Genomic DNA, 24,274 nt, shown 5'->3' with positions numbered 1-24,274 from the left:
CAGTTGAGGAGCACGCCCGTGGCGTACGTCGTCCGCGACCAGTGGCAGCAGCACTATGCCGACGGCAAGGGGTTCCGGGAACTCGGTGAGCGCGAGCGGGCCCTGCTCGCCGAGCACGCTCCCGTTCCCGATGGCGGCGGACGGGCGCTCGATGTGGGCTGCGGCACCGGCAGCCTGGCCGCCTACCTTTCCTCCCTCGGCTACACGGTGGACGCCGTCGACTTCGCCGACAGTGCTCTCGCCCGGGCCCGGGACGAACACGCCGACGTCGAGCGGGTGCGCTGGATCTGCCTGGACATCGAGCGCGACGACCCGGCAGATCTGCACGAGGACGGCTACGACCTGGTCACCATGCGGCTGATGTACCCCTTCCTGCGCGATCGCAGCCGCGTCCTGCACGGGCTCGGTGAACGACTGCGGCCCGGCGGCACGCTTGTGGCCATCACCCCCGTGGTCGAGCACACCCCGGCCGAACGACGGGACATCGCCCTCGACGAGGACGAGGTCCGCCTGCTCGCCGAAGGCTGGGAGACCGTCGAGCGGCTGGAGGCGGACCAGCTCGCTGTCCTGGTCCTGCGCGGCCCGTGCCACACCGGCACCCGGGCGGTGGAGCGGCAGCGACCGCCCACCGGTCTGGCTGTGACAGGCGCCCTTGCGGTCGTCGCCGACGAGGCCGGCCGGGTCCTGCTCGGCCGCTCGCGCCGGGGCATGTGGGAACTTCCCGGCGGGAAGACCAGTGGTGCGGAGTCCTTCGAAGCGGCGGCGGTTCGGGAACTGGCCGAGGAGACGGGCCTGACCGCCTCGGCCTCGGACGCGCACGTGGTCACGATGCTGGCCGACGACAGCCACGGCGTGCCGCGGCTCACCGCGGTCGTCCGTATCACCGCATGGTCCGGCACCCTCGCCAACCGAGAACAGCAGCTGTTCGACCGGTGGGAGTGGCATGACCTGCACGCCGTGGCCTGCCTCGGTCCCGTGTTCGCTCCAGCCGCGCAGGCCCTGGGCGCGACCTGGCCCGGGGTTATTCCTGGCCTTGCACCGGTCCACTCCTATCCGCTCGCGATCGACCAGCCGCCCGTGCCCGGCGAACCGGCCGAAGCTGTCCGGCTGCGCCAGCAGATGACCCAGACAGTCATCGACGGCGGCTGGGCGCCCTCCGAACCGGTACAGCAGGCGCTGCGCACGGTGCCCCGGCACCGCTTCGTCCCCGAGAAAGCCCTGAAGACCGCGTACGACGGCGGCGACCGGGCCGTCGTCACCCGCCGCGACGAGACGGGGAAGGCGACCAGTTCGGTGTCCGCTGCCTGGCTCCAGGCCGACATGCTCCAAAGCCTGTGCCTGAAGCCGGGAGCGATCGTGTTCGAGGCGGGATCCGGCGGCTACAACGCCGAGCTCATCGCCCATGTGGCCGGCCCCACGGGCAGGGTGGTCACCGGCGACATCGACCCCTACGTCGTACACCGCACCCGGCGGTTGACCACAGAGGCCGGCAGCGGCCGTGTCACCGCGTTCCAGGGCGATGCGGCACTCGGCGCCCCCTCACACCTCGTACCGCGCGGCGGCTTCGACGCAATCGTGATCACCTACAACTCCTGGGACATCTCCCCCTCCTGGCGGGAGCAGGTAGCTGAGGGCGGGCGCCTAGGGCGTGTATCGAATGTGCTGGTCACAGCCATTCATTGATGGCCGCTACGAGGACGGTCGCCTCGTAGCGGACCGCGAGCTTGTCGTACCTCGTGGCCACGGCCCGGTGCCTTTTGAGGCGGTTGATGCCGCACTCGACCGCGTGCCGAGCCTTGTAGTCCTGCGGGTCGAACTTCGGCGGTCGGCCGCCGCGCGAGCCGCGTTTCTTGCGGTTGCGGGCCTGGTCGGCCTTGTCCGGGATGGTGCAGCGGATCCTGCGCTGCCGCAGGTAAGCGCGGTTCTTCCGGGAGGCGTACGCCTTGTCGGCGCGCACACGATCGGGCCGGGTGCGCGGCCTGCCTGGGCCAAGACGCGGGACGCGGATCTTGTTCAGGACAGGCTCGAACTGCGGGGAGTCGCCCCGCTGGCCGGCCGTGATCACGATGGACATGGGCTTCTGGCCTTGTTCGACGGCCAGGTGCAGCTTGGTGGTCAGGCCACCGCGCGAGCGGCCGAGGCCGTGGTCGTCGGGCTCGACGCCGACGCCGCCGGGCGGCTCCTTCTGCAGCTCCCCTTTTTCCTTGCCCCGGCGGCGTGCTGGTGGGCCCGACACACCGTGGAGTCGACGTTGATGTCCCAGGTGATCAGCTCTTTCGCGTCGGCCCGGGCCTGGAGCGCGGTGAAGATCCGATGCCAGGTGCCGTCCCGCTGCCACCGCCGGAACAAGTCGTACGCCCGGCCCCACGGCCCGTACTCGGCGGGCAGGTCCCGCCACGGAACGCCAGTACGGACCCGGAACCGTATGCCGTCGATCAGCTGCCGCCTGGCCCACGTCGGCGGCCGTCCGGGCTTCTTGCCCTTCGGCAACAGCGGTTCCAGCACCGCCCATTGCGCGTCCGTCAGATCTCCACGTGCCACGAAGCAAGATCATCTCACGTTCAAGATCCACTTTCGACACACACCCTAGTCCTGCCCCTCGAAATCCACGGATACACCCGGGCGATCGCGTTCGAGCGACGCTGCGAGGTACTGCACGCGCGGAAGTTCACGCACTGCGGATTCCTCCGCGCCCAGGGCGAACACGCCCGCCCTATCCCGGCCGTGGACCTCCTCGACGGCGAGCTGAAGCTCCGATTCGTAGACGGCACCCCCGCCTCGACGAAGGGATTGGAAGAGGCGCTGCGCGGGCCGCGCCACCAGGTCGCCACCGGGGTCACCATGGGGGCGGCCTTCTACTTCGGCTCGCTGCAGCTCTACGCGGCCACCACATTGCCAGGCTTCGTCCGTCTGTCCGCCCACCGGGACAAAGGCACGGGCGTCACCCAGATCGCGAAGGACGGCGATGCGCCGGCGATCCTCGGCGACGCCTCACTGGCCTACCTCATCCACGTCCAGACCCGGCACGGTGACAACCCTGCCGAAAAGGAGTGGGAGTGGGTCGTCCACGCCTTCGGCCAGCACGACCCGCAGCTCGCCGAGCAGCTGGCGGCCACAGTGAGAGCCTGGGACCGCGACGTACGCACGAACGACGGCAAGCAAAGCGACCCTGTCCTGACCGTTCACCCGGCTAGCACCCCCGACGGCCAGCTACCCGCCGGGGATGTCCTGGACAAGCCCCACAGCCGCCTCGTGTTCCAGTGGCCGGGCCGTGTGCCTTCACCGTAGACCCGGCCGGACGAAAAACATGGGGCTGGCGCTGAAGCGCGCCGGACCGGGACGGCCTGCTATGTCCGGCATACGTGAGCCCGACAGAACCCCGACTCACGGGCGCCGAGACCCACCCCTCATCGATCCCTGTACCTGCTAGAAGCCTCCACGACCCTGCCGTCCGCATCCCGTTTCCTCGAGGAGATCCATGGCCGAGACGACCCGCCCCTCCGAACAAACCGAGCGCGAAATCTGCCACACCACACGCAGTCCTTCCGGTGACCCGGCCGAGAGTCAGCAAGCCGACGGATCCGAAGCCCCCGAACAGGCTGTCACCCTCCTGGTCCCAGAGATCCGAACCGGCCGATGCCAGTGCGGTGACATCGCATACGAGGTAAGCGGCCTCCCGGATGATCCCCATTTGTGTTTCCCTGATGATTGAGTGAGTTCAAGGGACTCACAGGGGTTGCAGATGGACGAGTGGTGGCTGGTGTTCGTGCCGGATCCGGAGCGGTGGGGGCCGCTGCCGGAGGAGGGGGTGCTGGGGGTCCGCGACCTGCCAGCAACTGTGGCCGCGGTGGGCCTTCAGCCGGGCGATCCGGTATTTGTACGGCCTGATTTCGTGGTCGATCGCGAGCTGCTGGAATTCGTCCTGTCCCCGGAATTCCATCCGCTGGAGCGAGAAACCCGGCGGAATTACGCGCTGGATATCCGGCTGTTGCTGACTTGGTTGTGGCGACGCGGCATCCCGTGGCGGCAAGCGACCGAGGCCGACTTGCGCGCGTACCGGGAATTTCGGTGTGACTCGTCACTCAACCCAAGGCGAATCAGCGGGACGAAGTGGGACCGGGAAGCGTCGGCCTTCACGCGGCTCTACCGGTGGGCGAAGGTCACACCGTTGCCGGTGGACAGCCGGCGCCGGACGGACCGCGCAGCGGACGCCCGCAGCTCGCGGGTGTCGTGGCTGACACCGCGTACCTGGGGTCTTTGGCAGGACGTGGGCCTTCGCGGCCTCGGTCCCGACGGAACGCCGGTGCCGGGCTGGGACGCGCGGACCGAGCTTCGGAACACCTCGTTCGTCGGGTTCACGCTCAGCTCGGGACTGCGGCGGCAGGAGTCCGGCGCGATGCTGACGTTCGAAGTGCCGTCCCGCCCGCTGCGCTCGGGCCGCTACTGCCACGGGCAGATGGCCCGAGCGCTGTCCCGGTCGAAGCGAGACCGGACCTTCTACGCGTCGGTCGATTCATTGCGTCAGGTCAGTGCCTACGCGGAGTCGGAGCGGGCCTGGACAGTCGAACGGGCCCAGGCCCAGGGACGCTACGAGAAGTTGCCGCTGATGCGGCTGATCACGAAGGTCACGACGGGCCTCACCCCGACGGTCCACTGGGTCGACCGTGACGGCGTCCAAGGCCGATATGACCTGAACCTGCTCGACTGGCGTGAGCGGCAGTGGCTGTTCGTCGAAGGCCCGCAGGGCCCGGAGCCGGCGTGGTTGTGGCTGACCGAGCAGGGCCTGCCCATGCTGCCGGACCGCTGGAACACCGTGTTCCGGCAGGCCAACCAACGGTGCGAGCAGGCTCTGTTGACTCCGCAGGAGCGGGAGACATCCCGCCTGCTGCGGGTCGCGGAGATCCGCGGGAAGGTGCCGTACGCGACACCCCATTCCATGCGGCACTCGATGGCGCTCTACATGTTGATCCTGCTCAACGAGTTGATGGACGAGAAGTACGGGCTGACCCCTGCGGATCGGCGCGACTTCGCTCAGCTCTACGGCGACCCATGGTGGCTGGTGAAGACCCTGTTGGGGCACAAAGACGTTGAGACGACGAAGGAGCACTACCTCCGCCCGGTCATGCATCTGCAGCTGGAGTCGATCCTCTCCTTCGACACCGACGACGAGCACGGTGAGACGGACGAGACGAAGGATCTGAACGGTCTGTTCGCCCGGCTGGCCCGGGAGACCTCCGGGATCCAGGACATCGAGGTGCTGGTCGACGCCCTGCCCGTCGCGGAAGCGTCATGAGCGGGCGGGGCCGCCGGGCGGTCCTGCCACCGCCGGACTTTCAGGCGACCCAGCGAATAGCCGCCGACGGCCTGCAGGTCACGGTGGTCAACAAGGAGGGCTACAGGCGGGTCTTCGGCTTTGCCGAGATCTCCGTACCGCAGCCGATGCGCTTCTCACTCGCGCGAGCGTTCGCCGCGCAGTCCATGGGGTGGAACAGCCACTCCAGCGGCGAATCGTATTGGCGGTCCGTGGAGGTCTTCGCCCGGTTCCTCAAGGACCAGGGGCACCCGGCCGAGGATCTCGGCGACCTCACCTCGGCCACGCTCCGGCTCTGGCGCAACAACCACAAGGGCACCCCCGGCGGGCGTGAGGCCCTCGCGAAGATGCGTACGCTGCTGAAGCGGGAGCCGCGGCTGGCACAGGGCCTGGCCGCCGAAGAACTGGCCCGCCCGGTCCCGAAGAAGGGCAAGCCGTCCAAGCAGTCCTACCGGCCGTCGGAGCGCGACCAGGTGCTGCTGGCCGCCGAGCGGCAGTTCCGGGCCGCGCTGCTGCGGATCCGGGAGAACACCACGCTGCTGGACCGCTACCGGGCAGGCTCGCTGGATCCGACCAGCCGTGAGTGGAGGGTCGCGTCCGTCCTCGAGTGCTTGGCCTCCACGGGCGAACTGCCCGGGTACCCGGACAAGGAGGGGAAGGTCTACACCCGGGCCGAGAATCTGCTGCGCGGGAAGAACCGCGGGAAGACGACCGGTCGGCTGTTCCTGAGCCGGGCGGAGCTGACGGCGCTGGCTGTGATGATGACCGACCGCTACGGCTGGAACCTGTCGGTCTACGACCGTCTGCACGTGCCCGTCATCACCCCGTCCGCAGGAGAGAAGACCACGGTCACCTACGAGGTCCTGGTGGAGAAGCGCCGCTCCGGCGAGGGCCGGTGGTTCGCCACGGAGAACTACACCGACTCCGGCGCGGACTCGCCGGGCCGGCTCATCACCCAGGCCCTGGAAGCCACGCAGCACGGGCGGACCCTGGCTGCCGCCCTGTCACCGGGCCACGACCTGCTGATGGTCGCCCGCAACCGGCGCCGTGACGACGTGGACTCCAATCTGGACCGGCCCCGGAACGTCGGCCCGCTGTGCTTCGGGGTGTCCAAGGCCGACGCGCGAGTCTGGGCCAGGTCCCACAACATCGGCTCGCCCTTCCAGCGCGCACGCAGGACGACCGTCACCACGACGGGAAAGCCGCTGCAGCACAAGCCCGGCACCCACGAGAGTATCTACGTCCTGCCCGACGAGAACGTCCAGAAGGCTGCCGTGGACGTGATCGCGGCGGGCGCCGAGGAGGCCCTCGAACAGGCCCGCGACTACACCTTCCATGGGCGCCTGACGGACGCGGCCGACGCTGCCCACCAGGAGACCGCGACGGCGGACTGCGCGGACGAGGACAGCAGCCCCTGGCCGGACCCGAACGGGGGCTGTGGCGCCGACTTCCTGCTCTGCCTGTCCTGTGAGAACTCCCGGGTCCACACCGGTCACCACCCGCGCCTCGCGCTTCTACGCCGACAGTTGATCTCGCTCCGCTCCACCTGGCCCGAGAAGCTGTGGCGCAAGCGCTGGGACGAACATCTCCAGCGACTCGATGACCTGCGGTCAAAGGTCAACGAGAGCACCTGGGATGCGGCACTGTGCCGGGTGACCGACCGCGACCGAATGATCATCGACCACCTGCTCGAAGGAGACCTGGCCCCGTGACGACCGCACTGTCCATCGAGGCCGATCCCTACATCCTGCCCCTGCCGGAACCACACAGCCCGGTCGTCATGGACCGGTGGATCAGCGCCGGCAACACCCACCCCAACTCCCGCTACAGCGACGACATCTGGTCGCTGGGGCCGCTGACCGACAATCCCGGGGACAGCATCCACAAGATCAACCTGAGGAAGTGCCCGGCTGCCTTGCGGAGCGAGGTTCGTCGTGTCCTCTGGGGCCTGATCAACGGCGAGCTGCGCCCCACCTACATACGGGAACGCGGCTTTCAGAACCGGACACGCGACGGCGTGATCAGCATGCGCGACAACATCATCCAGTGGATGAAGTTCGTACGCTGGCTCGACCGGCAAGGCGTTTCCCAGCTCAGCGACTGCACCATGGAGCATTGGAAGGCGTACGCCGCCAAGTGCGCCAGCGGCTGCACGCGCGGTCATGCCCTGACGATTCTGCGCTGGCTCTCGGACCTGTGGGCCTTCGACCAGCTCTCGGCCAGCCCCTGCGGCATTACGCGTCCGCCCTGGGAGGACGAGGGCATCGACGACTATCTACCCGCCGAGACGGGAGGGGCTGGCGGGGAGAACAAGACCGAGCCGCTGGATCCGACCGTGATCGGCCCTCTGCTCACCTGGTCGATCCGTCTGGTCGAGGACTTCTCCGGCGACATCCTGGCTGCCTGGGACGAACGCCGCCGCATGCACGCACAGGTGAAATCCGCCAAGACCACCCGCGAGGGCCTGGCAGCCCTCAAGAGCTATCTGCTGCCTCTGATCAACTCCGGTGCACCGCTGCCCGCCACCGTGAGCCGGCTGCACGGCGTCACACTGGCCCACCACTACGTCGCCGCGGTCACCGGGTGCAGCCGGACCCAGGTGCAGACCATCGTCGCCCGCCTCGGGCTCTACCGACTTGCGGCTCAGCGGCCTGGCCCCAGCCCGATGCAGGTGCCGGTGACGGGCCGGATCGAGGGGCGTCCCTGGCGCGAGTTCATGGACTACGAGGAGACACCGATCCTGGTGCGGCACCTGGCTACGGCAGCCGCAATCGTGATCTTGTATTTGACCGGGTTGCGCCCCCAAGAAGCACGGTCGCTGCGGTCCGGCTGCTGCCCCGACCCACAGCCGAATCCCGACGGCTCCATGCCGCGGCATCTGATCCGATCCCACCACTACAAAAACGTCCGCGACTCCGACGGGCACCATGTCTCCGCCGGTGAGGAGCGGGCAGTCCCTTGGGTCGCGATCACTCCGGTCGTGAACGCCATCCGTGTCCTGGAACGCATCGTCCCCAAGGGCGAGCTCCTGTTTAGCTCCACCCACCACGACATCGTCGCCCAGCGCAAGCACCACGGCGCCCTGAAGCGGTCCACCCTGGATCGCCGCGTCGAGGCCCTCGTGTCGTGGATCAACCAGGAGGCCACCGCCCAGGGCCTGCCCGCCCAGCAGGTGCCGGAGGACCCGCACGGCAACCTTGGACTGAGCCGTCTGCGCAGAACCCTGGCCTGGCACATCGCCCGCCGCTCCGGCGGCCTGGTCGCCCTCGCCATCCAGTACGGGCACATGCGCACCGCCCTGGATGCGCGCACCTCCGCCGGCTACGGCAGCCGCGAGCGCAGAGGCTTCCACGGGGAACTCGACGTCGAGACCGCCCTCGCCGCCGCGCAGACCGCGGCACGGCTGCGCGACGCCACTGCAGCTGGCGAGAAGATCTCCGGACCGGCAGCGCGGCGGGCGATCGTCGGAGCGGCTTCGATGCCCAGCTTCGAAGGCGCCCTGACCACCCCGAAGGCCGCCGCCAAGTTCCTCGAACGCGACGGCCTCGTGCTCTTCGACAACCCGGACGCCTTCCTCATCTGCGCTTTCAAGCGCGACACTGCCCTGTGCGATCCGGACCCCGGAGCGACGGCACCCAACCAGTTCGCCTGCCAACTCGGTTGCGGCAACGCGGTCCGCACCGACAGCCATGCACGCGCGGCACGAGAGCACGCCGATCGGCTAGATGCGAAGGCAGCCAACGTGCCCGAGCCTCTGGGCAACCGGCTCCGCCGGACCGCCGCCCGCTTCCGCGCCCTCGCCGACGCCCACGACTCCGACGCCCAGACCGCTGAGGAAGCCATCGCATGAACGAACAGCACTTCGACGAACGCACCCGCATCCGCGCGGCCATCGACCGCCTCCTGGTCGGACAGCCCACCAGCTCCAACGGCAGCCTCACCGCGGTCGCGCTCGCCGCGGAAGCCGGTGTCCACCGCATGGCGCTGCAAAAGCGCCACGCCGACCTCAAGGAGGAGTTCTACGCGCGGGTCCGCGCGGAAACGCACCAGACCCCCGAGGTCGAAAAGCGGCTTCGCAAAGAGGTCGTCCGCCTGAAGGAAGCCCTCAAGGACTCCCGGGCCGCCGAGGCCGAGTCCCGGCATCGAGCGGAGCAGATGGCCCTCGCCGCGGCCGTCCTCCTCCTGCGGAACCCCGACAGTCAGGATCAGCCTGCCCCCGGCAACGTCATCCCGCTCCGCCCGCCCGGCGATTTAAGGCAGGCGGGCCTTGTTACTCGGTCACACGCGCAGGACGAACCGGGCTCCGCCCCTGGCGCTGGGGCCCACGGTGAGTGAGCCGCCGTGCGCGTGCGCGATCCATGCCGCGATCGACAGGCCCAGGCCGGTGGAATGGCCACCGCTGTGGTACCGGTCGAACAGTTCACCGGCGAGCGCGGGATCGATGCCGGGACCGTCGTCGTCGATGGCGATCGTGCCGTCGGCGGTGAGGGTGATCTCCACGTCCGCGGGCGCGCCGGGCTGGTGGCCGTGGGTGAGGGCGTTGTCGAGCAGGTTGGCCACCGCACGGCGGAGCAGGGTCGGGTCGGCGGTGACGACGACCGGCTGGGCCGTTACCCGTATGCGGTGTCCGGCCGTAGGTGTGTCGTCCAGGATTGATTCGACGAGCTGGTCGAGCCGCAGCGGCTCGCGGCGAACGGGGGTGACACCGGCGGCGAGCCGGGCGCGGGTCAGCAGGTCGTCGACGATGTCGCCTGTTCTGGCCGCGAGGCGGGCGGCGCGGCTCAGGGCCTCACCGCGCGAGGCGTCGTCGTGCAGCGCCCCCTCGGTCAGCGCCCGGAGGGTGGCGAGCGGGGTGCGCAGATCGTGCGCCGCGTCGGCCAGGAACGCCTCCTGCTGGGCCAGGGCGGCCAGGGCGGGCCGCATGGCCCGGCCGGAGAGCATGTGCCCGGCGAGTGCTGACAACCCGGCGAACGCCGCGCAGGCGATTGCCAGCAGCAGGACCACCTGCCGATGTCCGGCGATGTCGGCAGACATGTCGTCGGCGACGACGACCGCTCCGCCGGTGGCGCTGAAGTCGGCGTTGGGGAAGGCTTCCGCGTAGAGCCGGACCTGTCGGCCGGCTTGGTCGGTCACGGTCGCGGCGACCGGTTGCCGTACATCGGCCGTCGCCCGCCTGGCGATGGCGACGAGGTCCTTGTCCGCGACCTTGGCGCACGGGCGCCGTGGGCGGCGGACGGGTACGGGGCCGTTGGCCTGCTGGGCGAGGACGGTCAGGGCGGGGCAGTTGCTGTCCACGTCGTCCTCTATCAGGCCGTCGAAGACGAGGCGTTCGCCCGGGTCGTAGACGAGCAGGGCGGTGGCCCGGCTGGTGCGGCGGTGCAGTTCGTCGTCGAGCTGTCCACGCCAGAGCGAGTTGTTGAGGTGCGCGGCATACAGCGTCAGGCCGATCAGACCCGCCGTACTCGTGAGCGTGAACAGCACCGTCAGCCGCCGACGCAGCCGGCGGATCCTCGTCGTGGCGTTCAGCATGCCAGCCGGTACCCGACGCCGCGGACCGTGTGGATCAGCGGCGGGTCTCCCAGCTTGCGGCGCAACTGGCCGATCAGGACATCGACGACGTTCGAGTTCGGTTCGGTCATCTCGTCCCAGCCACGCTCGATCAGCTCGGCACGCGTCACGGTCTGGTCCGCGCGTGCGGCCAGCAGCTCCAGCACCGTGAACTCCTTGGCGGTCAGGCTCAACAGCACACCGGCCCGGCGCACCTGGCGTCGCGCGGTGTCGATCTCGACATCGGCCAGCCGGATAACCGGTGGCCGCAGTGTGCCCGCTCGGCGGCACAGGCTGCGCACCCTCACGATCAGCTCCTCGACCGCGAAGGGCTTGACAAGATAGTCGTCGCCCCCGCTGTCGAAGCCCACCACCCGGTCGGCAACGGTGTCGCGGGCGGTCAGGAACATCACCGGGCTGTCCCATGCCCGGGTGCGGCCGGCCCGCACGAACGCGGCGGCATCACCAGCCGGCAACGAGCGGTCGAAGACCACGCAGTCGTACGCATTGACGAACAGCGCCTCATCGGCCGCGGGCAGGTCCGCGGCCTCGTCGACCGCGAACCCGGCACGTCGCAGAGCGTGTGCCACCGCGAACCTCAGATCGTCGTCATCCTCCACCACCAGTACTCGCACCGGCCTCATCGTAGTGACGGCGCGGCGCGGGCGGCGGACCGTAGGGATCCGGCAGGAGCCGGGGGCCGCGACGGGCGGCAAGGTCTTCCACCCAGCCCAGCGCCAGCACGAACACCCCGGTGACCAGCCAGACCGCGCCCAGGAGCGCCGCCTGCGAGTCCAGCCCCAGCCTGTCCAGCAGGAGACCGGCCACCAGGACCGCAGGCATGTGCCACAAGTAGATGGTGACCGCACGGGCGTTGAACACGCCCACCAGCCGGTGCAGAGGCCGTGTACGCGTCAGCCAGGCCATCTGCGGCCGCCAGCGCAGCAGTACCACGAGGAAGGCGATCGACCACAGGACGTTGGCGAGTGGGACCGCGTTGAGGTCCCACGGCATTTCAGTTGAGGGATGGCGGAAATACCAGACCGCGGCCAGGGCGCCGGACAGGAGAGCCAGACCGGCAACCACGGGCGCCTTGAGCCGGTGCAGCATCCCGTCGCGGTGAGCGAAACCGAGAAGCCAGCAAGGCATCCAGGTGACCACGTCGTACAGCGCGGTGCCGGCCAGGCTCTCCAGACGCACGTATCCCAGACCGATCACCAGCAGCGCGGCGAGCGGAGCGAGGAGGGTGGGTATCGGCCACCGCCGGAACAGCGGCAGCAGCAGGGGCGACAGCAGCACAAGCCACAGGTAGGTGCGCAGATACCACAGCACGGCGGCGAAGTACTCCACGCCCCAGTCGCTCGCTGGCGGATCGACGACCGGCAGCAGCCACAGAAGCAGCTGTTTCACATTCAACGGCCGATAGTCGGCGTCCGACCAGCCGTGCCACACCATCACCGACACCCCGATGGCACCCAGGACCCACAGCACCGGCAGCAGCCGCCGCAGCCGTCCGGTGACCGCCACCCTGGGGCCGACCCGGTCCAGAGTTCGCGCCATGAGCGAACCAGCCAGCGCGAACATGACCCCCATCGCTGGGAAGACGACACTGAGCACGCCGTATCCGATGGTGTGGAAGACCACCACCCGCACCATCGCCACAGCCCGCAGGACGTCGAAATACACATAGCGTGCGGTTTTCATGCCCGCGATCTTCTTCGGGCGCGGATGAGGATTCGATGAGGGCAGCGGGTCCCGTCGCACTCGGCCACGACCATCGGCCAAGCGCAGCCCGAAGCCGACGAACGCGAGCGCCAGGAGCAGGAAGCCCAGCAGGCCGCGCGGAAGTTCGGCGGCTGGCCCTCCCCCTCTCGTGCCTGACCCGGGCAGGTCTTCCGCCCGGCGCGGGCAACCCACTGGCCATGGGCGAGCCAGAACCAGCATCCGTGAAGGCCGAAGGCGAACCGGGCAACCCCGCGTCTCGAACGTGTTCGTTACGATCGGGTTATGACTGTGAGAAGAGAGCCGATCAGCCGCCGGGAGCGTCCGGCGAAGCCCGCTCTGTCCCGGCGTTGGATTGTGGACACCGCCGTGCGGATCATGCGGGCGGAGGGGCTGGGGAAGGTCACGATGCGCCGCCTGGCGCAGGAGTTGGACACCGGCCCGGCGTCGCTGTACGTGTACGTCGCCAACACCGCGGAACTGCATGCGGCCGTTCTGGATTCCCTGCTCGGCGAGGTCGACCTGACTGGGCGGGACGGCGGTGGGGACTGGCGCGAGCAGCTCCGTGCCGTCATGGCGTCGTACACCCAGGTGCTGTTCGAGCACCCGCAGCTCGCGCGGGCCGCGCTCGTAGCCCGCCCGAGCGGCGAGAACTACCTGCGCCTGGTGGAGCGCATCCTCGACCTCCTCTCGCAAAGCGGGGCCGGTCGCGAACAGGTCGCCTGGGGGGTGGACAAACTGCTCCAGGACGCGACAGCCACCGCCGCCGAGCACTCGACGCGTGCGCACGACCCCGCCTCCGAGGGCGACTGGGACGCCACGGTGCGTGCACTGCATGCCGTGGACGCCGCCACGCATCCGGCGATCACCGCGCACATGCCCGCCCTGATCGGCGGCTCGGTGCCGGACAGGATCCGCTGGAGCTTCGACGTCCTCGTCAACGGCATCACCCGCACACCCGCCCCGGGCGCAGTGGACTGAGCCCGGGACGGGGCGGCCCGCCCGGGCGGCGGACGCCGCCCGGGGGAACGGAAGGTCTCCGCGCCACCCGCCGCTCTGTGACGAACTTGTTCGCAACGAACATGTTCGATACGGTGAGGGGGTGGCCGAGGCAACCTCTTGCCGCCCCGTCGCGCACGCCGCTCCTGCGAGGAGCTTTGCGGCGTCGGCGGCGATGACTCGGCGCACCGAGGCGTTTCCCCTACTGCTTTCGGAGGCCCCCATGAGCACCAGTCATTTCCCGATCGCGATCATCGGCGCGGGTCTTGGCGGCCTGACCGCCGCCCGTGTCCTGCACGTCAACGGCATCGAGTCGGCGATCTTCGAGCTGGAGGCGTCGGCGGCGGCCCGCGTCCAGGGCGGGATGCTCGACATCCACGAGAACAACGGGCAGAAGGCCCTGCACGCCGCCGGCCTGCACGACGACTTCCTCAAGATCGTCCACGAGGGCGGTCAGGCCATGCGCCTGCTCGGCCCCGACGGCACGGTGCACGTGGCCGAGGAGGACGACGGCACCGGCGGCCGGCCGGAGGTGGACCGTGGTGACCTGCGTGACCTGCTGCTGGGCTCCCTGCCCGACGGCACGATCCACTGGGGCCGGAAGGTCACCGGGGCCTGGGCGCTGGGCGACGGGCGTCACGAGGTGACGTTCGCCGACGGCTCGGCCATCACTACCGATCTCCTGATCGGCGCGGACGGCGCCTGGTCACGGATCAGGCCGCTGGTCTCGAGCGCCTGGCCCGCCTACACCGGCATCTCCTTCGTCGAGACCGACCTGTTCGACGCCGACACCCGCCACCCGCGCAGCGCCGCGGTCATCGGCGGCGGGTTCTTCATCGCCCTGGGGCACGAGCGCGGTGTCCTCGCGCACCGGGAGAGCGACGGCAGTCTCCACGTCTACACCGCCGTCAAGATCGACGAGGGATGGCTGGACACGGTCGACTTCACCGACCAGGCCGCCGCCAAGGCCGCGGTCCTCGCCCGCTTCGAGGACTGGGACGAGAGCCTTCGCGCCCTGGTCGCCGACGCGGACACGATCACCCCGCGCCGTATCCACGCCCTGCCCGTCGGCCACCGCTGGGACCGCGTCCCGGGCGTGACGCTGCTCGGTGACGCCGCCCACGTGATGTCCCCCTTCGCCGGGGAGGGCGCCAACCTCGCCATGCTCGACGGCGCCGAACTCGCCCTGGCACTCGCCGCCCGTCCCGGCGACACCGAGGCCGCCCTGGCCGCGTATGAGGAGGCACTCTTCCCGCGCAGCGAGGCGTCCGCCGCCGAGTCCGCCGCCAGCCTGGACACGATGTTCGGAGAGCGGGGCCTGGAGCAGATGGTCGAGTTCTTCACCTCCGGCCCGGCAGCCCGGTGAGGCCCGCGCTCACGGCCGCCGCACCCTCAGCCACCGAGCACCCCGCACCCAGGAGGAGGAACTCATGACCGCATCTGCGCAGCGCACCATTCCGGCACGGCCCGGCCTCGACCTCGAAGTGCGCGAGGCCGGCACCAGCGGCAGCCCGGTCCTCGTCCTGCACGGCGGCCCCGGCCCCTTGAGCATCTCGCCCCTGATCGACCACCTCGCACCGGATCACAGAGTTCTCGCGCCCACCCATCCGGGCTGGGAGGGCACCGCACGGCCCGAGGACCTGAACTCCGTACCCGCGCTCGCCGCTGCCTACCTGGACCTGCTCGGCCACCTCGGGCTGGACGACGTGACGGTGATCGGCACGTCGTTCGGCGGCTGGGTCGCCACCCAGACCGTCCTGGACGACCGCGAGGGCCGGATCTCCCGGCTCGTCCTCATGGACGCCATCGGCCCCGTCATACCCGGCCGGCAGATCACCGTGCCCGCCGGGCCACCGGCTCCGGCGGCCGCAGGAGCGGCGCCGCAGGGCGGACCGTCGGCGCAGTCGATGGCCGCCATGCGCGCCTACGCAGGCCCGGCCATGGCAGACGCCGACATGCTGCCCCGCCTTTCCACCGTCACCTGCCCGGTCCTGGTGATCTGGGGCGCCGACGACACAGTCGTCACCCCGGACTTCGGCCGCGCCTACACCGCGGCGTTCCCCCACGCGCGGTTCGAACTCATCCCCGGCGCAGGACACTTGCCCATCCGCGAGGAGCCCGAGGCGGTCTTCGCGCATCTCGACTCCTTCCTCACCCCCCGGGCCCCGGCCACCGGCCACTGAACCCTGCCCTCTGACTCCCCGTCCGCAGGTCGGCACCGGCACAGCCCCTCGGCAAGCGGGCACCCCCGGGACTCATCACGCGCGGCCGCACACCGGCCACCCACACCGGGGGTGGGGAACCGACCACCCCTTTCATCCACCGGAGGCACGATGACGAAGATCGCGATCATTCTCGGCAGCACCCGCACCGGACGTGCCGGCGAACGCGTCGCACAGTGGGTCCTGGAGCAGGCCCGAAAGCGCGGCGACGCCGACTACGACCTGATCGACCTCGCCGAGGTCGACCTGCCGCAGATCGACGAACCGTTCCCGCCCGCCATGGGCCGCTACACCCACCCGCACACCCAGCAGTGGGCCACGACCGTCGCCGCCTACGACGGTTACGTGCTCGTGACCCCCGAGTACAACCACTCCTTCCCCGGCGTCCTGAAGAACGCCCTCGACCGCGTCTACGCCGAGTGGAACAACAAGGCCGTCGGCCTCGTCTCCTACGGCGTCGACGGCGGTGTGCGCGCCGTCGACGCCCTGCGTTCGGTCCTGGGCGCCCTGCAGCTCGCGGACGTCTCCGCGACGGTCACCTTGAACCTGCGCACCGACTTCGCCGACTTCGGCGCCACGTTCACCCCCGGCGCCCACCAGGGCCCCGCCCTCACGGCGATGCTCGACCAGCTCCTGTCCTGGAGCAACACCCTCGCCCAGACCCGCAACAGCGCAGCCCCGGCAGCTTCCTGAAGTCCCATCGCACGGTCTCGTACCTCAACCCGGCCCGGACACCGGGCTCCAGCCCGCATCACGTGCCGGCGAAGAGGTGCGCTTCGCCTGCGAGCCGGACCGCAAGCCCGCCACGCTGCGGCTCGCACACGCGCTCCGTTCCGCCGAGTCGCACAGCACGAATGAAAGGTCGAACATGACCGACTATTCGGATGGGCCAGACACTCGCCCTCGGGCCGGTCACGCTGACGGTGGCCGACGTGGCACGCAGCATGCGTTATGACACGCAGGTCGTGGGCTTCCGCCTCCTCGATCGCCAATCACAGCGAGCCAGCCGGGGGTGGCAGGACTGGTGCTGGTCGAGCTGCACGAGGTGGCCGGGCCAGCGCGCCGCCCCGGTCGAGCCTTGGGCTCAGCCACTTCGCCCCACTCGTGCCCACCAGGGCGGAGATGGCCTGCTTCACCCAGCGGCACCTGCCCGCGGGACTCGGCGCCGACCCGCGCGATCACGTTGTGAGCCAGTCGTGCTCCTGGCTGACACGGGTGATCTTGGTCGAGAACCCATCTACCAGGAGCTTCGTCGATGTGCAGGTGTGTCCAACTCGCGGTCATCACCGCCAGCCTGGAAAGAGCTCACGGTTGCGGGCCATGCCTGTGTCGCGTGGAGCGCGCCCTGCCTGCGACATCACGCCATATGCCACATACGTGCGTTTCAGTGGAGAAGATTTCGCTATGTCGACTTCGTTGAGTAGTACTCCCGTCTCGGGTTCCGGGCCGGAGGGTGGTGAGCGACATGCCTCGTGGCTGGAGTTGTTCTTCGACCTGATCGCGGTCGCCGGGGTAGGGCAACTGGCCCACCTGCTGCATGAGGGGACGAGCTGGACCTCGCTTGGTGAGTACGTGCTGCTGTTCCTCGCTTTCTGGTTCGCCTGGGTCATGGCGACCATGTACGGGAACGTGGCGGGGGAACGAACGCGCGTCCTGGCCGTCGTGGCCGCGATGTTCGGGATGGCTGTGATGGCGTCCGCCGTGCCGGGAGTCCATGAGTCCGACGAGAAGGCCCGTGCCTTCGCTCTCGCCTACATCGTGGTGCGCCTCATCGCGTCCCGGGTATTTAGCGGGCGCGGGCAGATCGTCGCGGATCTGCCGATCATCCAGCTGGGGGCCGGCCTCACGCCGTGGGTGGTGTCGTTGTGGGTGCACGGGGACGCCCGCCTCTGGCTGTGGGCGGCGGGACTGCTGATCGACATGGCGGTCATGGTCCGCGTCACCCACGAGACTCTCCAGGCGGACATTGACCAGAAATGGGCCCGCGCTGAAGTCCGCGCGATGCGATGGTTTCGGCACGAGGAGCGGCGCAGCGCCGCCCGACCGCCCGGGGAGGCCCGCGCGCGGGTCGAACACACCCGGAGCAGGATGCGGCAGAAGCCGCAGGTCGTGGCCGCCGATGTCGAGCACCTGTCTGAACGGCTTGGGCTGTTCGTTCTGATCGTGCTGGGTGAGGGGCTGGTGCAGTCGGTGTCCGCGGCGAGTGAGGAGCCGTGGGACGGCGGGGTGCGTGCTGTCGGTGCCGGGGTGTTCGTGGTGCTGGTGCTGGTCTGGTCGCTGGCGTTGCGTACCGGCGCGTACGGGCTGCCGTTGCTGGTGCCGCGGGCGCTGCCGGTGCGGCTGCTGCTGTTGCTGCACTGCCTGTTCGCCGGCGCGGTGGCGGCGCTCGCGGTGGCGCTGGGCCGGGCGGTGGAGGAGGCGGGTGGCACGATGCCGCAGTCCGGTCGACTGCTGCTGGCCGGTGTGCTGGCGCTGGTCCTCGTCACAGCGCTGGTGTGCGCGCTCGTGTCCGGCTGGGGGGCGAGATGGGCCGCGGGGGCGATCGGGCCGGCGCTGGTGGTCGTGGGTGTACTGGCGCTGGGCCCGGGGGCACGGGACCCGGAGGGGCTCGGCACCGTGGTGTCGATGGTGCTGGCGGTGCTTGCTCTTGCCTGGCCGGTGGCCTGGCGGGCGTACCGGCCCGGCACCCCCGCGGCGGGCACCGCTGGGACCGCGCCCCGGGCGTGACGCTGCTCGGTGACGCCGCCCACGTGATGTCCCCCTTCGCCGGGGAGGGCGCCAACCTCGCCATGCTCGACGGCGCCGAACTCGCCCTGGCACTCGCCGCCCGTCCCGGCGACACCGAGGCCGCCCTGGCCGCGTATGAGGAGGCCCTCTTCCCGCGCAGCGAGGAGTCCGCCGCCGAGTCCGCCGCCAACCTGGACACGATGTTCGGCGAGAAGGGCCTGGAGCAGATGGTCGCCTTCTTCACCTCCGGCCCGGCGGCCCAGTGAAGCTCGCGCTCACGGCCACCGCGCCCTCAGCCACCGAACCCCCCTCGGCATCCAGGAGCACCTCATGACCGCACCTCATCAGCGCACCATCCCTGTACGGCCCGGCCTCGACCTCGACGTGCGCGAGGCCGGCACCTGCGGCAGCCCGGTCCTCGTCCTGCACGGCGGCTCCGGCCCCTCTAGCATCGCGCCCCTGATCGACCACCTGGCACCGGACCACAGGGTGGTCGCGCCCACTCATCCGGGCTGGGACGGCACCGTACGGCCTGACGATCTGGACTGCGTGTCCGCACTCGCCGCTTCCTACCTGGACCTGCTCGGCCACCTCGGGCTGGACGACGTGACGGTGATCGGCACGTCGTTCGGCGGCTGGGTCGCCACCCAGACCGTCCTGGACGACCGCGAGGGCCGGATCTCCCGGCTCGTCCTCATGGACGCCATCGGCCCCGTCATACCCGGCCGGCAGATCACCGTGCCCGCCGGGCCACCGGCTCCGGCGGCCGCAGGAGCGGCGCCGCAGGGCGGACCGTCGGCGCAGTCGATGGCCGCCATGCGCGCCTACGCAGGCCCGGCCATGGCAGACGCCGGCATGCTGCCCCGCTTGTCCGCCGTCACCTGCCCGGTGCTGGTGATCTGGGGCGCCGACGACGCAGTCGTCACCCCGGACTTCGGCCGCGCCTACGCCGCGGCGTTCCCCCACGCGCGGTTCGAACTCATCCCTGGTGCAGGGCACCTGCCCATCCGCGAGGAGCCCGAGGCGGTCTTCGCCCATCTCGACTCCTTCCTCGCCCCCCGAGCCCCGGCCACCGGCCACTGAACCCTGCCCTCTGACTCCCCGCCCGTGGGCCGACACCGGCGTCGTCCTCGACGCGCGGATCATCACGCGCGGTCACCGAACGACCCTCCCCGGGGCGGGCAGCCAACTGCTTCTTCCACCTACCGGAGGCACGATGACGAAGATCGCGATCATTCTCGGCAGCACCCGCACCGGACGTGCCGGCGAACGCGTCGCACAGTGGGTCCTGGAGCAGGCCCGAAAGCGCGGCGACGCCGACTACGACCTGATCGACCTCGCCGAGGTCGACCTGCCGCAGATCGACGAACCGTTCCCGCCCGCCATGGGCCGCTACACCCACCCGCACACCCGGCAGTGGGCCACGACCGTCGCCGCCTACGACGGCTACGTGCTCGTCACCCCGGAGTACAACCACTCCTTCCCCGGCGTCCTGAAGAACGCCCTCGACCGCGTCTACGCCGAGTGGAACAACAAGGCCGTCGGCCTCGTCTCCTACGGCGTCGACGGCGGCGTGCGTGCCGTCGAGGCCCTGCGTTCGGTCCTGGGCGCCCTGCAGCTCGCGGACGTCTCCGCGACGGTCACCTTGAATCTGCGCACCGACTTCGCCGACTTCGGCGCCACCTTCACCCCCGGCGACCACCAGGGCCCCGCCCTCACGGCGATGCTCGACCAGCTCCTGTCCTGGAGCAACGCCCTCGCTCAGACCCGCAACGGCGCAGCCCCGGCAGCTTCCTGAAAACACCTCCCGCACGACCTCCTCTCACACGACGGCCCCGGCCCGCACCCGCTTCGTCGTGCCTTTCGTGAGGTGCGCTGCCCGGCAGCAGGCCACGAAGTCACAACAGGCCACGCTGCGGCAAACACACGCACTCCGTACCCGGAGAGCCGCAGCACGGATGAAAGGTCGACCATGACCGACTACCGGATGGACCAGACACTCACCCTCGGCCCCGTCACGCTGACGGTGGCCGACCTGGAACGCAGCGTGCGTTACTACACGCAGGTCGCAGGCTTCCACCTCCTCGATCGCGAACCACAGCGAGCACAATTGGGCGTGGAGGGACGGGTGCTGGTCGACCTGCACGAGGTCGCCGGGGCCATCGCGCCGCCGCCCTCCAGCCCCGGGCTCAGCCACTTCGCCCCGCTCGTGCCCACCCGGGCGGACGTGGCCCGCTTCACCCAGCGGCACCTGGACGCAGGACTCGACGTCGACCCGCGCGACCACGTCGTAAGCCAGTCCTGCTACGTGACCGACCCCGACGGCCACACGATAGAGGTGACCTGGGCCTGCCCGCAGGAGCAATGGCAGTGGACCGACGAGGGCCTGCCCGTCGTGGTCTCCACCCCGATCGCTGTGCAGGACCTCCTCGACGAGCCCGGCGCGAGCACGCCCGCACCCCTGCCGGCCGGGACGCAGATGGGGCACGTCCAACTCAAGGCGACCGACGCCGCCCTCACCCGCACCAAGCCGTTCTACCGCGACCTGCTGGGCCTGGAGATCTACGCCCGTCTGGGAGACGGGTTCATCGGCGTCGGCGTGAGCGACTGCCGCAGCCTCCTCGTCCTCACCAACCGGTTCAGCCCGCACGGAGGCACGCCCGCAGAACCCGACACCGCCCGGCTCACCTGCGTCGACCTGCTCCTCACCAACCCGGAGGCGATCGAGCAACTGGCCGAACGCCTCACTGCCGCCGGCCACCCGCACCAACGCGCAGGGCGCAGCCTGACCACACACGACCCCTCCGGGAACCCGCTGCGCTTCTCCGTACACGCTGCCGCGAAACCGGCATCCAGCACGGACGTGTAGCACCCTCCCGGCGGCCTGCACAGGCGCATCACGCAGGCCGCCGACGGGCCGCCGCACCGCGAGCTCCCTCTGCGCCCGCCCTACTGCACACCTCGCTCAAACGCATTCGTAGCGAACCGGTTCGTTGATAGCCGGGTCGCTTCACGCCAGATCCACAGAAAGGGATGATCGGTCATGGCGGCCCCTTCCATACCGGCCGGCACTGGCGACAGCATCACCGTGCCCAAGAACATCCGCTGGGTCCTGCTCGGCGTCATGCTCGCCCTGTTGCTGTCGATGCTCGATGGCCTGATCGTCGGCACCGCGATGCCCACCGTCGTCGCCGACCTCGGCGGCCTGGACCACATGTCCTGGGTGGTGACCGGCTACACCCTGGCCACCGCCTGCTCCACCCCGGTCTGGGGCAAGCTCGGCGACCTGTTCAACCGCAAGACGGTCTTCCTCACCTCGGTCGCCCTCTTCATCGCGGCCTCCGTGCTGTGCGGCACGGCCGGCTCGATGACCGAGCTGATCATCTTCCGGATCATTCAGGGCCTGGGCGCGGGCGGCATGGGCGCAGGCGCCTTCTCCCTGATCGGCGCGCTGCTTCCGCCGCGAGAGCGCGGCAAGTACCAGGGCATGACCGCCGCTGTGATGGCCGTCGGCCAGCTCGGCGGCCCCCTGGTCGGCGGGTTCGTCACCAGCCACCTGAGCTGGCACTGGGCCTTCTACATCAACGTGCCCGTCGGCGTCATCTGCATCGCCTGGTGCTGGCTGCTGCTCCGCCTCCCGCCCGCGCAGCGCCGCGCGAAGATCACCATCGACTGGCTCGGCATCATGTTCCTGACCGGCGCGATATCCGCGTTCGTGCTCGCCGCGACCTGGGCCGGCAGCACGTACGCCTGGCTCTCGTGGCAGACCACCGGCCTGGCCGTCCTCGCCCTCACCCTGCTCGCCGCGTTCATCGTCACCGAACGGCGCGCCACCGAGCCGCTGATGCCCCCGCGCATCTACAGCGGGCACCGCAATTTCCCCCTCGCCGCGATCCTGCTGACCGTCAGCGGCATCACCCTGTTCGGCGCGACCCTCTACCTGCCGCTCTACCAGCAGGTCGTCCAAGGAGCCTCGGCCGCCAACTCCGGCCTCCTGCTGCTACCCCTGATGATCGCCACACTGATCACCTCCAGCATCGCCGGCAAGGTCATGACCGCGACCGGCCGCTACAAGATCTTCCCCGTACTGGGCACCCTGCTCACGGTCGTCGGCATGGGACTGCTGTCCACCATGAACACCGGCACTCCCCGCACCCTGACCTCCCTCTACATGGTGGTCCTCGGCGCCGGCACCGGCCTGTGCATGCAGATGTCCAGCACCATCGCCCAGAACGCCGTCGAACTACGCGACATCGGCTCCGCCTCCGCCGCCACCAACCTCTTCCGCAACCTCGGTGGCTCCATCGGCATCGCCATCTTCGCCTCCCTGTTCACCGGCACCGTCACCGCCCGCCCCACCCAGACAGCCCGCGGCCTCATCTACATCCACGACGTCGCCCACGCCATCCACCTGATTTTCCTCACCGGCGCCTGTATCGGAACTGCCGCACTGATCGCCTCCGTACTGATCGAGGAAGTACCCCTCCGCGGCAAGTCCGGGGCTACTGCGCCAGCCAAGCCCGATGCCCAGATCGCGTGACTCGCCCACCCGGCCCTGCCGACGCGTCAGGAACGAGTCGGCGAGGCCGCGGTCGAAGATGACCTCGGCGGCCTAGTCGGGAGTCGGAGCAATGCACCTGTCGGGGGGGGGTGGCTCCTTCCACCAGCCGCCGGCATCTGTTTCAGCCGCGCAGGAGGTCAGCCCTGCTTGCCGAAGGCGGCGTCGAAGGCGGCGCCGGCGGGGGCGAAGTCGTACCTCTTGAGCACGGTGAGGGCTTCGGGCGCGCCGTGGAGACGGTCCATGCCGGCGTCCTCCCATTCGATGCTGATCGGTCCCTGGTAGCCGATGGCGGTCAGGGCGCGGAAGGCGTCTTCCCAAGGGACGTCGCCGCGGCCGGCGGAGACGAAGTCCCAGCCGCGGCGGGGATCTCCCCAGGGCAGGTGGGAGGAGAGGATTCCCGCGCGGCCGTTGCCCATGCGGATGCGGGTGTCCTTGCAGTCGACGTGGTAGATCCGGTCGGCGAAGTCGGTGATGAAGGCGACGGGGTCGATGCCCTGCCACAGCATGTGGGAGGGGTCCCAGTTCAGGCCGAATGCCTCCCGGTGTCCTACGGCTTCCAGTGCGCGCTGGGTGGACCAGTAGTCGTAGGCGATCTCGGACGGGTGGACCTCGTGGGCGAACCGGATGCCGCATTCGTCGAAGACGTCCAGGATCGGGTTCCACCGCTCGGCGAAGTCCTGGTAGCCGGCCTCGATGGTTTCTGCCGGTACGGGCGGGAACATCGCCAGATAGTGCCAGATGCTCGAGCCGGTGAAACCGACCACGGTTTTCGCTCCGAGCGCGCGGGCGAGGCGGGCGGTGTTCTTCATCTCCTCCGCGGCGCGGGTCCGGACGCCCTCGGGGTCGCCGTCACCCCATACCCGGGAGCCGACGATGGTCCGGTGGCGGAAGTCGATCGGGTCGTCGCACACCGCCTGGCCCTTGAGGTGGTTGGAGATCGCCCAGAGTTCGAGGCCGTGGCGTTCGAGGATGTCCAGGCGTTCGGCGATGTAGGTGTCGTCGTCCCATCGCCAGGCGTCCAGGTGCTCGCCGGAGACGGCGATCTCGAGACCGTCGTAGCCCCAGTCGGAGGCGTACCGGGCCACCTCCTCGAGTGTCAGGTCGGTCCATTGGCCGGTGAAGAGGGTGAAGGGGCGGGGCATGGGTGCTCTCCGGGGGTTCGTCGGCTCGCGTGGTCGGTCTTCG

Annotated in this window: 18 protein-coding genes and 3 pseudogenes; 16 read left to right on the top strand and 5 right to left on the bottom strand. The window is 69.9% G+C overall.

Annotated elements, in window-relative coordinates; genetic code table 11:
• Nucleotides 1-18: 18 nt before the first annotated feature.
• A pseudogene (locus tag GSY65_RS30740) lies at nucleotides 19-1,644 on the top strand (methyltransferase domain-containing protein); the annotation flags it as partial.
• Between the two features lie 22 nt (nucleotides 1,645-1,666).
• Here GSY65_RS30740 and GSY65_RS30735 read toward each other — a convergent pair.
• Nucleotides 1,667-2,541, bottom strand: a protein-coding gene (locus tag GSY65_RS30735) for an IS5 family transposase (protein WP_443043178.1) whose coding sequence is annotated in 2 segments (ribosomal slippage) — nucleotides 1,667-2,149 and nucleotides 2,152-2,541 — 873 coding nt in all. Because the reading frame shifts where the segments join, the coding sequence is not laid out codon by codon here.
• A 183-nt stretch (nucleotides 2,542-2,724) separates the two neighbouring features.
• Between GSY65_RS30735 and GSY65_RS30730 the strand changes: the two genes are divergently transcribed.
• The 5 genes and pseudogenes from GSY65_RS30730 to GSY65_RS30710 form a co-directional block, all read left to right on the top strand.
• Nucleotides 2,725-3,288, top strand: a complete 564-nt coding sequence (locus GSY65_RS30730) for a hypothetical protein (RefSeq protein ID WP_201452725.1) — start codon at nucleotides 2,725-2,727, stop codon at nucleotides 3,286-3,288.
• Between the two features lie 454 nt (nucleotides 3,289-3,742).
• On the top strand, nucleotides 3,743-5,293 hold the full coding sequence (locus tag GSY65_RS30725; protein ID WP_159774717.1) for a site-specific integrase: 1,551 nt from the start codon (nucleotides 3,743-3,745) through the stop codon (nucleotides 5,291-5,293).
• Nucleotides 5,290-7,023 (top strand): hypothetical protein, encoded by a 1,734-nt coding sequence (locus GSY65_RS30720; RefSeq protein WP_159774715.1) that lies wholly within the window; start codon nucleotides 5,290-5,292, stop codon nucleotides 7,021-7,023. The genes GSY65_RS30725 and GSY65_RS30720 overlap by 4 nt, the downstream gene beginning before the upstream one ends.
• Nucleotides 7,020-9,161, top strand: a complete 2,142-nt coding sequence (locus GSY65_RS30715) for an integrase (protein WP_159774713.1) — start codon at nucleotides 7,020-7,022, stop codon at nucleotides 9,159-9,161. The genes GSY65_RS30720 and GSY65_RS30715 overlap by 4 nt, the downstream gene beginning before the upstream one ends.
• Nucleotides 9,158-9,562: pseudogene (locus GSY65_RS30710) on the top strand (hypothetical protein); the annotation flags it as partial. The gene GSY65_RS30715 and the pseudogene GSY65_RS30710, both read left to right, overlap by 4 nt.
• Nucleotides 9,563-9,589: 27 nt before the next feature.
• Here the strand turns inward: GSY65_RS30710 and GSY65_RS30705 are convergent.
• The 3 genes from GSY65_RS30705 to GSY65_RS30695 are packed head-to-tail and all read right to left on the bottom strand — an operon-like array spanning nucleotide 9,590 to nucleotide 12,562.
• The gene (locus GSY65_RS30705) at nucleotides 9,590-10,840 is read right to left on the bottom strand and encodes a sensor histidine kinase (RefSeq protein ID WP_159774711.1); all 1,251 of its coding nucleotides are present in this window, start codon (nucleotides 10,838-10,840) and stop codon (nucleotides 9,590-9,592) included.
• Entirely contained in the window at nucleotides 10,834-11,493 is a 660-nt protein-coding gene (locus tag GSY65_RS30700) for a response regulator transcription factor (RefSeq protein WP_159774709.1), read from the bottom strand. Before GSY65_RS30700 ends, GSY65_RS30705 begins: the two co-directional genes overlap by 7 nt.
• On the bottom strand, nucleotides 11,468-12,562 hold the full coding sequence (locus GSY65_RS30695; RefSeq protein WP_159774707.1) for an acyltransferase family protein: 1,095 nt from the start codon (nucleotides 12,560-12,562) through the stop codon (nucleotides 11,468-11,470). Before GSY65_RS30695 ends, GSY65_RS30700 begins: the two co-directional genes overlap by 26 nt.
• A gap of 303 nt (nucleotides 12,563-12,865) precedes the next feature.
• Between GSY65_RS30695 and GSY65_RS30690 the strand changes: the two genes are divergently transcribed.
• The 10 genes and pseudogenes from GSY65_RS30690 to GSY65_RS30645 all read left to right on the top strand — a co-directional run bounded on the left by GSY65_RS30690 (nucleotide 12,866) and on the right by GSY65_RS30645 (nucleotide 23,068).
• Nucleotides 12,866-13,561 (top strand): TetR/AcrR family transcriptional regulator, encoded by a 696-nt coding sequence (locus tag GSY65_RS30690; protein ID WP_159774705.1) that lies wholly within the window; start codon nucleotides 12,866-12,868, stop codon nucleotides 13,559-13,561.
• A 241-nt stretch (nucleotides 13,562-13,802) separates the two neighbouring features.
• Complete coding sequence (locus GSY65_RS30685; protein ID WP_201452723.1) at nucleotides 13,803-14,945, top strand: FAD-dependent oxidoreductase; 1,143 nt, start codon at nucleotides 13,803-13,805, stop codon at nucleotides 14,943-14,945.
• 64 nt (nucleotides 14,946-15,009) lie between these two features.
• Entirely contained in the window at nucleotides 15,010-15,762 is a 753-nt protein-coding gene (locus GSY65_RS30680; RefSeq protein WP_159774701.1) for an alpha/beta fold hydrolase, read from the top strand.
• A gap of 150 nt (nucleotides 15,763-15,912) precedes the next feature.
• Nucleotides 15,913-16,494 carry an NADPH-dependent FMN reductase gene (locus GSY65_RS30675; RefSeq protein ID WP_159774699.1) on the top strand — a complete coding sequence of 194 codons (582 nt, stop codon included), beginning with the start codon at nucleotides 15,913-15,915 and terminating at the stop codon, nucleotides 16,492-16,494.
• 258 nt (nucleotides 16,495-16,752) lie between these two features.
• Entirely contained in the window at nucleotides 16,753-18,528 is a 1,776-nt protein-coding gene (locus GSY65_RS30670) for a low temperature requirement protein A (protein ID WP_328707524.1), read from the top strand.
• Nucleotides 18,498-18,794: pseudogene (locus GSY65_RS30665) on the top strand (FAD-dependent oxidoreductase); the annotation flags it as partial. The gene GSY65_RS30670 and the pseudogene GSY65_RS30665, both read left to right, overlap by 31 nt.
• A gap of 64 nt (nucleotides 18,795-18,858) precedes the next feature.
• Nucleotides 18,859-19,611, top strand: coding sequence for an alpha/beta fold hydrolase (locus tag GSY65_RS30660; protein WP_159774695.1), 753 nt, complete (start codon nucleotides 18,859-18,861; stop codon nucleotides 19,609-19,611).
• Nucleotides 19,612-19,744: 133 nt separating this feature from the next.
• Nucleotides 19,745-20,326 carry an NADPH-dependent FMN reductase gene (locus GSY65_RS30655; protein WP_159774693.1) on the top strand — a complete coding sequence of 194 codons (582 nt, stop codon included), beginning with the start codon at nucleotides 19,745-19,747 and terminating at the stop codon, nucleotides 20,324-20,326.
• A gap of 174 nt (nucleotides 20,327-20,500) precedes the next feature.
• Complete coding sequence (locus GSY65_RS30650; protein ID WP_159774691.1) at nucleotides 20,501-21,397, top strand: VOC family protein; 897 nt, start codon at nucleotides 20,501-20,503, stop codon at nucleotides 21,395-21,397.
• A 174-nt stretch (nucleotides 21,398-21,571) separates the two neighbouring features.
• On the top strand, nucleotides 21,572-23,068 hold the full coding sequence (locus GSY65_RS30645; RefSeq protein ID WP_159774689.1) for an MDR family MFS transporter: 1,497 nt from the start codon (nucleotides 21,572-21,574) through the stop codon (nucleotides 23,066-23,068).
• Nucleotides 23,069-23,226: 158 nt separating this feature from the next.
• Here the strand turns inward: GSY65_RS30645 and GSY65_RS30640 are convergent, their stop codons facing one another.
• Nucleotides 23,227-24,231 (bottom strand): sugar phosphate isomerase/epimerase family protein, encoded by a 1,005-nt coding sequence (locus GSY65_RS30640; RefSeq protein ID WP_159774687.1) that lies wholly within the window; start codon nucleotides 24,229-24,231, stop codon nucleotides 23,227-23,229.
• Nucleotides 24,232-24,274 lie beyond the last annotated feature (43 nt).

The sequence above is a fragment of the Streptomyces sp. HM190 genome (assembly GCF_009857135.1).
GTDB classification, from domain to species: domain Bacteria; phylum Actinomycetota; class Actinomycetes; order Streptomycetales; family Streptomycetaceae; genus Streptomyces; species Streptomyces heilongjiangensis.
The sequence above is the reverse complement of the archived record's forward strand: the minus strand, read 5'-3'. Positions and strand labels throughout refer to the sequence as shown.

Coding starts and splice junctions, on each gene's coding strand:
- GSY65_RS30725 (WP_159774717.1), top strand. CDS start 3,743: ATGGACGAGTGGTGGCTGGTGTTCGTGCCGGATCCGGAGCGGTGGGGG.
- GSY65_RS30720 (WP_159774715.1), top strand. CDS start 5,290: ATGAGCGGGCGGGGCCGCCGGGCGGTCCTGCCACCGCCGGACTTTCAG.
- GSY65_RS30705 (WP_159774711.1), bottom strand. CDS start 10,840: ATGCTGAACGCCACGACGAGGATCCGCCGGCTGCGTCGGCGGCTGACG.
- GSY65_RS30695 (WP_159774707.1), bottom strand. CDS start 12,562: ATGAAAACCGCACGCTATGTGTATTTCGACGTCCTGCGGGCTGTGGCG.
- GSY65_RS30690 (WP_159774705.1), top strand. CDS start 12,866: ATGACTGTGAGAAGAGAGCCGATCAGCCGCCGGGAGCGTCCGGCGAAG.
- GSY65_RS30685 (WP_201452723.1), top strand. CDS start 13,803: ATGAGCACCAGTCATTTCCCGATCGCGATCATCGGCGCGGGTCTTGGC.
- GSY65_RS30680 (WP_159774701.1), top strand. CDS start 15,010: ATGACCGCATCTGCGCAGCGCACCATTCCGGCACGGCCCGGCCTCGAC.
- GSY65_RS30675 (WP_159774699.1), top strand. CDS start 15,913: ATGACGAAGATCGCGATCATTCTCGGCAGCACCCGCACCGGACGTGCC.
- GSY65_RS30670 (WP_328707524.1), top strand. CDS start 16,753: ATGACACGCAGGTCGTGGGCTTCCGCCTCCTCGATCGCCAATCACAGC.
- GSY65_RS30660 (WP_159774695.1), top strand. CDS start 18,859: ATGACCGCACCTCATCAGCGCACCATCCCTGTACGGCCCGGCCTCGAC.
- GSY65_RS30655 (WP_159774693.1), top strand. CDS start 19,745: ATGACGAAGATCGCGATCATTCTCGGCAGCACCCGCACCGGACGTGCC.
- GSY65_RS30650 (WP_159774691.1), top strand. CDS start 20,501: ATGACCGACTACCGGATGGACCAGACACTCACCCTCGGCCCCGTCACG.
- GSY65_RS30645 (WP_159774689.1), top strand. CDS start 21,572: ATGGCGGCCCCTTCCATACCGGCCGGCACTGGCGACAGCATCACCGTG.
- GSY65_RS30640 (WP_159774687.1), bottom strand. CDS start 24,231: ATGCCCCGCCCCTTCACCCTCTTCACCGGCCAATGGACCGACCTGACA.